The organism is Nocardia sp. NPDC058497 (genome assembly GCF_042720195.1).
In the GTDB taxonomy this organism is placed as follows: domain Bacteria; phylum Actinomycetota; class Actinomycetes; order Mycobacteriales; family Mycobacteriaceae; genus Nocardia.
The window spans coordinates 4567-13661 of sequence record NZ_JBHXMY010000109.1 but is presented as its reverse complement, the minus strand read 5'-3'; the positions used below and the strand labels follow the sequence as shown (position 1 = coordinate 13661).

Here is a 9095-nt window from a genome sequence, read left to right as displayed (position 1 = left end):
ACATGGCCCCGCTCATGATCGACTCGCCCCCTGCGCGCCCGTCGGAGCCTGGGTTGCTGGCACGGGAGACTCCTCTGCAGGATCTGGATCGGTGGGCCGCGGACTGACCATTCGGCAACATTCTATCGACGCAGATCGGATGGACAATTTCGTGTAAGTGCCGCGAAAACCCGCCGCTTCGTCCACCAGTCCCGTCCTGGTGTCATGGCAATCTCCCCGATATCCACAATTCGGGAGGGTGTCGCCGCCCCGAGCGTGGCGTTCGGGGTGGCTCAGTCTCCGCAGACCGGTGCGGGAGAATAGCCAGGTGAGCGCGCACGACGACTTGACCCATGCTCTCGACCTGCGGGTATTGCCTACGGTCGAGTGGCAGGCGTGCGCGCAGGAGCACAGGGAGCGGCTCGATCGGCTGGTCGGGCCGTATCTGGAGCGGCGGGCGGCGGGTACCACGCATCCGGTGATCGATTTTCTGTTCACCTACTACGGCAACAAGCCGTCGCAGTTGCGGCGCTGGCATCCCGGGTTCGGCATCGGGTTGGACGATGCGCGGGACTACGCGGGGGCGCGCGGTTATCACCGGGTGGAGGGTGAGGTGTTCACCGCCGATCCGGCTTATCTGGTGAAGCGGCGGGACACCGTCGAGTTCGTGGGTCGGCTGCTGGGCGCGACGGCCGGGCGGCCGGCGCAGCTGTCGTGTTTCGGGCTTCATGAGTGGGCGATGGTGTATCGGACCGATGATGTCCGGCATCAGCAGGTGCCGTTGCGGCTCGGGCATGCGGGGACCGATGCGGTGGTGGAGTCGATGTCGTTGCGTTGCACGCACTTCGACGCGTTTCGGTTCTTCACTCCCGATGCGGTCGGACGGAATGCCGAACCGTTGACTCGGGCCGATCAGGTGCTGCGGGAGCAGCCTGGGTGTCTGCACGCCAATATGGATCTCTACAAGTGGGGGTTCAAGCTGGCGCCGCTGATCTCGTCGGATCTGCTGCTCGACTGCTTCGAGCTCGCTTGCACCGCACGCGAACTCGATATGCGGGCCAGTCCGTACGATCTGCGTGAGTTCGGCTATGAGCCGGTTCGGATCGAAACGCCCAGTGGGCGAGCCGATTACGTGCGTGCGCAGGCCACGATCGCCGAGTCGGCCGACGCGCTGCGGGGTCGTCTGTGGCAGGCCTGTGCCGACCTCTCGGCGGTGCTCGAGCGGGTCGGAGCAGCGGGCTAGCCGCGGTCGGGCTGTTGTTCGACCTCGTCGTCGGTGGGTTCGGTGACCAGCGCGAAGTCGCCTTCGTGGAGTTCGGTGCCCTTGTCGACGGCGATCTCGACGAGCTCGATGCCGCGGTCGGCGCGCAGGATGAGCGGGTCCTCACGCAGGTCCTTGTACAGCGAGACGCACATGGCCGCCATCACCACCAGGAACGGCAGCGAGACCACCGTCGTCAGCGCCTGCAGGCCGGTCAGCGCGCCGCCGAGATTGTCGGAGTCGGCGATCACCAGCATGATCGCGGCGACCGCGCCGGTGGCCGAGCCCCAGAAGATGACGATCAGCCGGGACGGTTCGATATTGCCGCGTTCGGACAGGGTGCCCATCACGATGGAGGCCGCGTCGGCGCCGGAGACGAAGAAGATGCCGACCAGGATCATCACCACCACCGTGGTGACCGAGGTGATCGGGTACTGGTCGAGCAGGTGGAACAGGGCGAAGTTCGAGTCGACGGAGCCGTCGGCCTCGGTGAGGGCGGCGTCTTCGGTCTGCTCGGCGATGCCCGCCCCGCCGAAGACCGCGAACCACAGCAGGCTCACCACGCTGGGCACCAGCAGCACGCCGGTGACGAACTGGCGGATGGTGCGGCCGCGGCTGATCCGGGCGATGAACATGCCGACGAACGGCGTCCACGAGATCCACCAGGCCCAGTAGAAGATCGTCCAGCTCGACAGCCAGCCCTGCATCGCGTCGTCACCGGCGCCGGTGCGGGAGGCCATCGTCGGCAGCAGCTCCACGTAGTCGCCGATCGAGGTCGGGACCATATTGAGCACGAACAGGGTCGGCCCGGCGACGAAGACGAACGCCGCGATCGCCAGTGCCAGCACCATATTGATGTTCGACAACCACTGGATACCGCGCTCCACCCCGGATACCGCCGACAGCACGAAGGCGACCGTCAGGCCCGAGATGATGGCCACCAGGCCGATTTTGCCGATGCCGTCGATCCAGCCGTTGAACTCCATGCCCGCGCCGATCTGCAGTGCGCCGAGGCCGAGGGAGGCGGCCGACCCGAACAGCGTCGCGAAGATCGCCATCATGTCGATGGCGCGGCCGCCGATACCCTCGGCGTGCCGGCCCAGCAGCGGCTGGAACACCGCGGAGATCAACTGCGAGCGGCCTTTTCGGAAGGTGCCGTACGCGATGGCCAGACCGGCGACGGCGTAGATCGCCCACGGGTGCAGGGTCCAGTGGAACAGCGTGGTCGCCATCGCGACCTCGGCGGCGGCGGGCGTGCCCGGCTCGGCGGTGTGCGGAGGCGGACTCACGAAGTGCGACAACGGTTCCGCGACACCCCAGAACATCAGTCCGATGCCCATGCCCGCGCTGAACATCATCGCGATCCAGGAGACGGTGCGGAATTCGGGCTTCTCGTCGTCGGCGCCGAGCGGGATCCGCCCGTATCTGCTGACCGCCAGCCAGATCACGTAGATGACGAACGCCGTCGCCACCAGAACGAACAGCCAGCCGGTATTGGTGATGACCCACTTCTGCGCGGATCCGGCGGCCGAGGCGAGGCTCTCGTCGTCGAGGACGCCCCAGGCGACGAAGGCCAGCGCGCCGATCGCGGTGGCGCTGAAGACGAATCGGTCCAGCCGGTACCTTCCCGGCGATCGTCCCGCTACCACTCCTCCGGTTGCGTCCGGACCGTCGGACCTGCCTGCGACATCGTTCGACATGGAATCCGAGTCCTTTCCGGTCGCGGAGACGTCCCGCCAGCTGCACCTGCCGTAACTCAGGCAACCGTACAGCGTTCCGTCACCGGGGTGGGGGATTCGACCCGCTGGACGAGCGGCCGGATCGGCGAAACCACCCACGCGACGGCCGCACCCGATTTACCATCCAAAGCAACGGACAACTGTCTGGGTCAGTTGGGGGTTTTGTGATGGTCGGGAGACAACGGATGCGCGCACGGGGAAGTCGGTCGGTGGTGCGTTTCGCGACGCTGGCGGTGGTCACCGCACTGGTCGGCATCGGGATACCTGCCGGGTCGGCGGCGGATCCGTTCGGCGAGCTCAACGGTGCGGTGCGGGAATTCCTCGATGTGGGGCGGACCTCGGTGCCGCGGGCGGAGTGCGGACCGGGGTCGCTGCCGGAAACCGGGCTGCAGGGCGATGTGCCCGCCGGTGACCGAGACAGTGGCCGCAGCACGCGGGGTTATCGCTGCAATATGTCGATGGTGGGCAACTATCAGGGCCGCGGTGCGGGCATCACGTCCACGAGTTTCGAGCACTGCGCCTATGTCGGCACCTTCTTCCCCGGCAACATGCTCAGCGAGCACCAGGGCGTACAGGTACTCGACGTGTCCGATCCCGCGAACCCCCGGCTGACGGCGACGCTCGTGGAGCCTGCGATGCTGGCGGGGACCTGGGAGACGTTGAAGGTCAACACGACTCGCAAGCTGCTGGTCGGCACGGGTGTCCCGGTCGGTCTCGGCGCGGGATATCTGTCGGTGTACGACATCTCCGATTGCGCGCATCCGCGGCTGCTCAATCCGGGCACCGGGTCGAATCTGCTGATGCCGCTGCCGATCACGACCCACGAGGGCGGCTTCTCCCCCGACGGGCGCACGTACTGGGCGTCGGGTGTGGTGCCCGGCTTCCTCAGTGCCATCGATCTGACCGATCCGGCCCAGCCGCGCGTCGTCTGGCAGGGGCTGACCGGGATCGAGGCGCACGGGCTCGGCGTGAGCCCGGACGGGAACCGGCTCTACATCTCCGCGCTCGGCGGTTTCACCGTGCTCGATGTGAGTGCGGTGCAGCGACGCGATCCGAATCCGCAGGTGCCACACCTGGGCCGGACGTTCTGGACCGACGGGTGGGCCACCCAGCACAGCGTGCCGGTCACCTACGACGGCGTGCCGCACATCTTCACCGTCGACGAAGGTGGTTCCGGCGGTGTGAAACTCATCGATGTCTCCGACGACAGCGCGCCGCGGATCGCCGCGAAGATCAAGCTCGAGATCAATCTGCCGGGCAATATCGACGCCGGTGTCGGGTCGTCGATGGGTGGTTCGGCGTTCTCCTACGAATCGCACTACTGCGCGGCCGATCGCCCCGACAATCCGACGGCGCTCGCGTGCGGCTGGATCTCCTCCGGGATCCGGGTGTTCGACGTGCGCGACCCGGACGCCATCCGCGAGATCGCGTACTTCAATCCGCCTGCGCGGACCGGGCGCAATCTGGAAGTCTGGAACTCGCCGCACGCGCTGGCCTCGATCATCGGTGTTCCGGTCATGAGCGCGCCCGCCGCGCTGCGGGCGATGGCGGAGGGACTGTTCGATCCGGCGCAGGTATTGACATCTCGCGCAGGCGATATCGCGTTCGGTGACATGTCGAGCGACTGGTGTTTCTCGCCGCCGGAGTGGCGGGGTGATCAGCTCTATGTCACCTGTTCCGACAACGGGTTCATGGTGTTGCAGCTCGACAACGCGGTGTATTCGCCGCCGGCGGATCAGCAATCCACGGTCGGGTCGTGAGGATGATCCGGGTGATCCGGGTGGCGGCGCTGTGTGCCGCCGCCGCGTTTCTGCTGGTGCTCGGCGCGGCATTGCGTCCGCTGCTGATTCCCGAAACAGCAACGGCCGCACCGGTACTCACCGCGACCGAGCTGGGCTTCGTCCAGGACATGACCGCCCACCACCAGCAGGCGCTGATCCTTACCGAACGCCTCGATCCGGCCGCCGATCCGACCGTGCGCAGGCTGGCCGACCAGATCGCCGACACGCAGCAGGTGGAGATCGGGACGCTCCTGGGCTGGACACAGCTGGCCGGCGCGACGCCGACCGCCGCCGCCGCGCCGGGCGGGCTGGGGGGCTCCGGGGGGGCGCCCCCACCATAGGGGGGCGCGCGGGCGCGCCGGGGGGTCCCCCCCCCCCCCCCCCCTCCGCCGCGTTCCGGCCACCTCGCCGTGGCACCGCCGCAACGTGGTCCGCTTCGGTCGACTTCAATTCGACTACCGTCCGAGCGCCGTATCGAAACGCGGGGTGAATCCGTCTCGCGTGAGCTGGTCACCATTGGTTATATCCGATTCCCATTGCCGCTCGCCGGCTGCTGAACGCGAATTGAAGTCGAATCTCGGACGGGTCTAATTTCGGTGAACCCGAACGAGGAGGGTTCATTGTTCACATCCGTTGTCCGAGGTCGCGACCGGCATATCCGTCGCTTCGTCAAGGCGTCGATTGTCGCGACAGTTGTTGCCGCACAGTCTATCGGCCTGGCGGGTCAGGCATCTGCGGCGCCCACGCCCGCGCAATTCGTTGCGGAAAACGAGAGAAGTCACTCGAAGCAGATGGAATGGTGGTATGTCACCGGTCATCTGGAGGGCAAGGCGCCCGACGGAAGTGTCCGCAAATACGGATTCCAGTCGACGCTGTTCCGGAATCACCCGGCAATCGGGCTCGACGGTCTCGCCCACCATATGGCCGTGACCGACCTACAGCGCAATACCTACACCCAGGGCAACAAGAACGATATCGGGATCACCGTCGACCCCGCGGGCGGCGGCTTCGATGTGGGCCTGCAGGACTGGGTGCTGCGCGGCAAGGACGGCAACAACACCATCGCGGGCAACGTCTCCTGGGGCGACTACGTGCTCGACATCCGCACGACCGCCAGCAAACCCGCGGCACCGCACGGTGGCGACGGATTCGTCCAGTTCGCGCCGTTCGGCGACAGCGGCTACTACTCGTGGACCGGTCTCGACGTGTCAGGCACCATCAAGGACCACGGGACGACGGTCACCATCACCGGCGGTGAGGCGTGGATGGACCATCAGTGGTTCGATGGCGGCACCACCGCCGGGTGGGACTGGTACAGCGTCCAGCTCGACAACGGCGTCGACTACATGATCTTCCTGGTGAAGGGCCCCGATGGTCAGTACTCCACCAAGTTCGGTACCCGAATCGAGCCCAACGGAAAGACCACCGAGCTGGCCGCGGGTGAACTGTCGATGACCCCCGCCGGAACCTGGAAATCACCGCGCAGCAACCGGACCTACACCAGCGGCTGGGAGGTGCACGTGCCCGGCGGCAGCTTCACCATCACGCCCAAGCAGCAGGATCAGGAGTCCAACCTCATCCTTCCGGACCTGGACTACTGGGAGGGGGCGGCGACCGTGACCGGCACCGTCGACGGCAAGGCGGTCACCGGCAAGAGCTACACCGAGATCACCCCGGTGCAGTGCCTGTGCGGCTTCTGAGCTGACAGTGATGGTCCCGGTTGGGTCGAGCCGGGACCATCATCGTTTCCCGTCGGCCGGCCGATCAGTCGAGCACGGTGACCGTGCCCGCCGAGCCGTCCACCCGAACGCGAGTGCCGCTCGGCAACAGGCCCATTGCCCCGTCGAGACTGGTCACCGTCGGGATTCCGTACTCGCGAGCCAGGATCGCGCCGTGCGAGAGGATGCCACCGGTCTCGGTCACCAGGCCTGCGACGAGCGGAAACACACTCGTCCAGCCGGGATCGATATTGGAGGCGAGCAGGATGTCCCCCGGTTCGACCGAAGCCAGATCAGCCAGGGTGGTGACCGCGCGAACCACGCCTTCGGCCCGCCCGGCGGATGCGCCGAGCCCACGGAACGAGCCCTCGACATCGATGTCGGTGTTCCCGGCGCGGCCCTCGGTCGGCACGTCGTCGAACAGATACGCGGCAGGCAACCGGTTCGCGTGCCGAACCCGATGGTCGCGGGCGTGCGCCACCTCGGCGGCGACGGCCTCGGTATCGATGTCGTCGGTACGCTCCACCAACTGCCAGAACGTCGGTCCCGAGAGCAGGAACACGTCGGCCCGGTCGTCGAGCAGGCCGCGCCCGGCGAGCCGGCGTCCCTGCTCCAACAACAGCTGGCGCAGGTGGTCGAGGATGTAGTCGAGGTGATAGCGCTGGTTCTCCCGATACACCGTGTACGCCTGCGACAGCGCGAGCACACGGTCGAACACCACGCGCCGGATCGGGTGGACGGCCGCGCGCACGCGTCCTTCCTCCTCGCGGCGGCGCAGCCGGGCGGCGGCTTCGAACGCCGCCGGGCTGGTCCCTGGCGTCTCGGCGCGCACCTGGGCCCGCACCAGCGCCAGGACCGCGTCCGGCTATTCGTGCCAGCGGCAGGCCGAGATCTCCCTGGTCGACGACCGGTGCCCGTGGGTGCGCAGGAAGCTGTCGAACCATAACCAGAACTCGGCATCGCCGGTGTCCGCGCGGAGCTGTGCACCGGGTGTGTCGCCACGCAGCCCGGTCAGCAGGCCGGGGTGACGGCGTGCGATCAGGCTCAGGTCCCACAGGTCGCGATTGATCTCGGCGGTCTTGGTGCCGGGCAGCCCGCTGATCAGGACCTGGCCGGATTCACCCGACCCCGCCAGCTTGGCGAGCAGCCCGTGCAGTAGCGGGCCGTAATGGCCCATACCCCAGCGGATCACCCGGAAGTGGTCGCGTCCGAAGGTGTCCGCCTCTGCGAATTGGGTCCGCCACTGGTGGTCGGTCAACGCGGTGTAGTCCTGGCGTAGCTTGGGCGCCAGGCGGGCATCGAGGGCAGCGCAATGCTCCACCAGCGCCGCGAGGTTCTCGTTGGGTCCGCCACGGCCGGTGTCTCGCAACGGTGCGAACAGCATGCGCAGCAACAGCTTCGGCTCGAACGGCGCGTCCAGCAGACGTTGCCCGAAGACGGGGTCGAACCAGGCGACGGGCGGTCCGCCTGCGCGCAGCTTCTTCGGTATCACCTTGACCAGCTCGAGCGCGTACTCGCCATTGAGGTAGATGTGTCCCTCGTGACGACGGAACTTCTGCAGCGCAGTGATTTCCGGCCTGCCCTGCAACTCGGCGACCTCGTCGATATTGGGTCCGGCCAGCCAGCCGTTCATCAGATCGTGCCCGAGCGGGGTGGTGTATTCGGCGAGGTACTCGTCCCCGAAACGGCGCGACCACACCTGCTGTGGTTGCCGCGGCGGCAACCCGGTGATCGGCCGGTCCTGCAACACGTACAGCCGATCCTGTTCGATAGCCCACTCCAGGTCGCGACGTGGGCCGATGGTGGCACCGACTTTGCCTGCGAGCGTATGCAGTGCGCCGACCTGCGCAGGGTTCAGACAGCAGATATCGCGCCGATCCGGTGCGACCGCACGCGCGACGAGACCCTCGTCCCACACCGACTCGACGTGTTTGGCGCCGATTCGAGTGCTGAGTACAGCACCCGAATCACGTCCGACCACCAGATGATCCGGCTCGGTGTGCCCGGAGACGACAGCTTCGCCCAGACCCCAGGCCGCATCGATCACCAGGTGGTCGTCGAAGGGTGCCAGCGGGTTCTCGGTGAGCATCACCCCGGCGGTGTCCGCTTCGATCATGCGCTGCAGCACCACCGCGATACCGCCGGCGGAGTCCATGCCTTGCGCACCGAGATAGTTCGCGGCCCGGTCACGGCCCAGGGATTCCCAGCACTTCTCGACCGCGCGAGTCAAAGCCTGGGCGGAGTCCACCCCGAGCACGGTGTCGTAGACACCGGCGAAGGACGCCCCGGCCATGTCTTCGGCGACCGCGGAACTACGGACCGCCCAACGACTTCCGGGGAATTGGCCGGTCACTGCGGCCCACCAGGCCGGCAGTTCGGTCCGCAGGCATTGCTGTGCGAGCGTGGCGTCACGGGAGACGCGTGTCGGCACGACCCACGCCTCCGGCACCGGAAGCCCCGCGGCAAGCAGTCGTACCAGGCCCGCGGCCTTGCCCCCGATCTCGGTCGAGGGGGCGTGGGGGGGCGCGGGGTGCCGGTCGATCAACGCGGCGCCGCCGGTGCCCACGTGAGACCCCGCCCCCGCCCCGGGCGACCCCAGGCCCCCCCCCCCAACACC

7 protein-coding genes are annotated in these 9095 nt (G+C 67.4%); 4 read left to right on the top strand and 3 right to left on the bottom strand.

The window, feature by feature from the left end; genetic code table 11:
- Positions 1-343 precede the first annotated feature (343 nt).
- The gene (locus ACFWPJ_RS10565) at positions 344-1222 is read left to right on the top strand and encodes a 3-methyladenine DNA glycosylase (RefSeq protein WP_378849524.1); all 879 of its coding nucleotides are present in this window, start codon (positions 344-346) and stop codon (positions 1220-1222) included.
- Here the strand turns inward: ACFWPJ_RS10565 and ACFWPJ_RS10560 are convergent.
- Positions 1219-2940 carry a BCCT family transporter gene (locus tag ACFWPJ_RS10560; RefSeq protein ID WP_378849520.1) on the bottom strand — a complete coding sequence of 574 codons (1722 nt, stop codon included), beginning with the start codon at positions 2938-2940 and terminating at the stop codon, positions 1219-1221. The genes ACFWPJ_RS10565 and ACFWPJ_RS10560 overlap by 4 nt on opposite strands.
- Before the next feature lie 224 nt (positions 2941-3164).
- Between ACFWPJ_RS10560 and ACFWPJ_RS10555 the strand changes: the two genes are divergently transcribed.
- From ACFWPJ_RS10555 to ACFWPJ_RS10545, 3 genes are all read left to right on the top strand, one after another.
- Positions 3165-4739, top strand: coding sequence for an LVIVD repeat-containing protein (locus ACFWPJ_RS10555; protein ID WP_378849519.1), 1575 nt, complete (start codon positions 3165-3167; stop codon positions 4737-4739).
- A 2-nt stretch (positions 4740-4741) separates the two neighbouring features.
- A complete protein-coding gene (locus ACFWPJ_RS10550) occupies positions 4742-5101 on the top strand; it encodes a DUF305 domain-containing protein (RefSeq protein WP_378849522.1) in 360 nt (119 codons plus the stop codon).
- A gap of 450 nt (positions 5102-5551) precedes the next feature.
- The gene (locus ACFWPJ_RS10545; RefSeq protein WP_378849517.1) at positions 5552-6460 is read left to right on the top strand and encodes a lipocalin family protein; all 909 of its coding nucleotides are present in this window, start codon (positions 5552-5554) and stop codon (positions 6458-6460) included.
- Positions 6461-6524: 64 nt separating this feature from the next.
- Here ACFWPJ_RS10545 and ACFWPJ_RS10540 read toward each other — a convergent pair whose 3' ends face one another.
- Positions 6525-7322: a PEP-utilizing enzyme gene (locus ACFWPJ_RS10540; RefSeq protein ID WP_378849515.1), complete on the bottom strand. Its 798-nt coding sequence runs from the start codon at positions 7320-7322 to the stop codon at positions 6525-6527.
- 21 nt (positions 7323-7343) lie between these two features.
- On the bottom strand, positions 7344-9095 hold a 1752-nt coding region (locus ACFWPJ_RS10535), incomplete at its 5' end, for a PEP/pyruvate-binding domain-containing protein (RefSeq protein WP_378849513.1).

Bases quoted from the DNA above. Each gene is read 5' to 3' on its own strand.
- ACFWPJ_RS10560 (WP_378849520.1), bottom strand. From the start codon at position 2,940: ATGTCGAACGATGTCGCAGGCAGGTCCGACGGTCCGGACGCAACCGGA.
- ACFWPJ_RS10555 (WP_378849519.1), top strand. From the start codon at position 3,165: ATGCGCGCACGGGGAAGTCGGTCGGTGGTGCGTTTCGCGACGCTGGCG.
- ACFWPJ_RS10550 (WP_378849522.1), top strand. From the start codon at position 4,742: ATGATCCGGGTGATCCGGGTGGCGGCGCTGTGTGCCGCCGCCGCGTTT.
- ACFWPJ_RS10545 (WP_378849517.1), top strand. From the start codon at position 5,552: ATGGAATGGTGGTATGTCACCGGTCATCTGGAGGGCAAGGCGCCCGAC.